The organism is Streptomyces hainanensis (assembly GCF_004348415.1).
GTDB classification, from domain to species: domain Bacteria; phylum Actinomycetota; class Actinomycetes; order Streptomycetales; family Streptomycetaceae; genus Streptomyces; species Streptomyces hainanensis.
Map to the genome: position 1 here is coordinate 1 of NZ_SMKI01000780.1, position 1783 is coordinate 1783.

2 protein-coding genes are annotated in these 1783 nt (G+C 76.6%); both read left to right on the forward strand.

The annotated features are described in order from the left end of the window. Nucleotides 1-586 (forward strand): NAD-dependent epimerase/dehydratase family protein (locus E1283_RS35850; protein ID WP_132822340.1); only part of this gene is annotated, 586 nt, incomplete at its 5' end. A 139-nt stretch (nucleotides 587-725) separates the two neighbouring features. Beyond that, nucleotides 726-1382 carry an aspartate/glutamate racemase family protein gene (locus E1283_RS35855; RefSeq protein WP_132822341.1) on the forward strand — a complete coding sequence of 219 codons (657 nt, stop codon included), beginning with the start codon at nucleotides 726-728 and terminating at the stop codon, nucleotides 1380-1382. Nucleotides 1383-1783 lie beyond the last annotated feature (401 nt).

Sequence of the window (1783 nt, forward strand, 5' to 3'; positions counted from 1 at the left end):
CCCCAGGACCAAGGCGGCGGCCGAGGCCCTGGCCCTGGCGGCCAACGGCCCCGGGCTGGCCACCGTCGCGCTGCGCCCGCACCTGATCTGGGGTCCGGGCGACCCCCATCTGGTCCCCCTGCTCACCCGCGCGGTGCGTGGCCGTCGGATCCCCATGCCGGGCGACGGCGGCAACCTGGTGGACGCCACCCATGTCCGCACCGCGGCCCACGCCCACCTGCTCGCCCTCGACCTGGTGCACGGCGGCCATCCCGTGGGCGGCCGCGCCTACTTCGTCGCCCAGGGCGAGCCCGTTCCGCTGCGCGCCCTCACCAGCCTGCTGCTGGGGGCCACCGGCCGGCGGGCCGAGTGGCTGGCCCTGCCGCCCCGCCTGGTCCACGCCGCCGCGGCCGCCCGCGAGGCGGCCGGCCGCCTCGCGGGCGAAGCCGCCACGCACGGGCTGAGCCGCTACCTGGTGGCCCGGCTGACCCGCCCGGCCTGGTTCGACCTCACGGCCGCCCGGCGGGACCTGGGCTTCCAGCCGCCGATCGGCCTGGTGGCCGGCATCGGCGAGCTGATGTCCGCCGGCGGCGGGCCCGGGTGGTGACTCCGGCGCGCACCGCCGGAGTCCCGGATATGGAGAAAGTGTTGCGAATGGCGCAATAGCGGCGGGATGGTGGTGCCGTCCCATCCCGGTCCCGTCCCGTCCCGGTCCCCGCCCGTCCCGTCGCCCCGAGGAGCACACCATGGCCACGCCGTCGCCTACCCCGTCAGGACCCGTCGGCGTCGTCCGCGTGCTGACCAGCGCCGACGCGGCGTTCGTCGGGACCCACGGCCGGGTGCTGGCCGAGGCGTACGGCCTGGAGACGCTCTCCCGCTGCATCCCCGACCAGCCGCACGGGATCCACGACGAGGAGTCGGAGCGCCGCGCCGAGCCCAAGATCGTCGCGCTCGCCGAGGACATGGTCAGGGACGGGGCGCGCGCGATCGTCATCAGCTGTGCCGCCGACCCGGCGCTCGCGCTCGTGCGGCGGGCCGTGCCCGTCCCGGTCGTCGGCGCCGGTTCGGCGGCCGCCGGTGTCGCGCTCGGCCTCGGCACCCGGGTGGGCGTCATCGGCATCACCGAGGGCGCCCCGCCGGCCGTGCGGTCGCTGCTCGGCGAGCGGTTCGTCGGCGCCGAGCGCCCCGAGGGCGTGCGCCGCACCACCGACCTGCTGGAGCCCGAGGGGCGGCGCGTCACCGTGGAGTCCGCCGAGCGGCTGGTCGCCGCCGGCGCCGACGTGCTGCTGCTGGCCTGCACCGGGCTGACGACCATCGGCATCGGCCCCGAACTCCGCGAGCGGTTCGGCGTGCCGGTGGTGGACGCGGTGCTCGCCGCCGGCCTGTTGGCGTCCTTCGTCTGACTCCACCGGACCTTCCCGGCCGGCCGGCCGCCATGGGCGCGCGTTCACTCCTGAGGGTGAGGGCCGCCGGGGGCGCGGCCGTCGTGCGCTCCATTCGCCCAGGTCCTGACCGGGCGGTCTTCGAGGAACAGCCCGCGGCGTCAGACGCGGTGCATCGCAAGGCGCCGGATCGCAGCTCATACTTGGCCGTATTCGCGCGATTCGGTAACGCAGCGAGGTGCCGTGTATGGCGTCGCGGGCCCGAAGAAGACCGCCCGGACAGGGCCTAGCGTGCTCGCACGGTTCGGGGTGGGAGGGGTGAGTGCGCTGTGGCGGCGAGGGAGCGGCCGGAGACCGGGATGTCGGTCAGGGCCCGGGACGCGGCCCGGGTGTACGCCGCCGGGCGGGACCAGCACATCCAC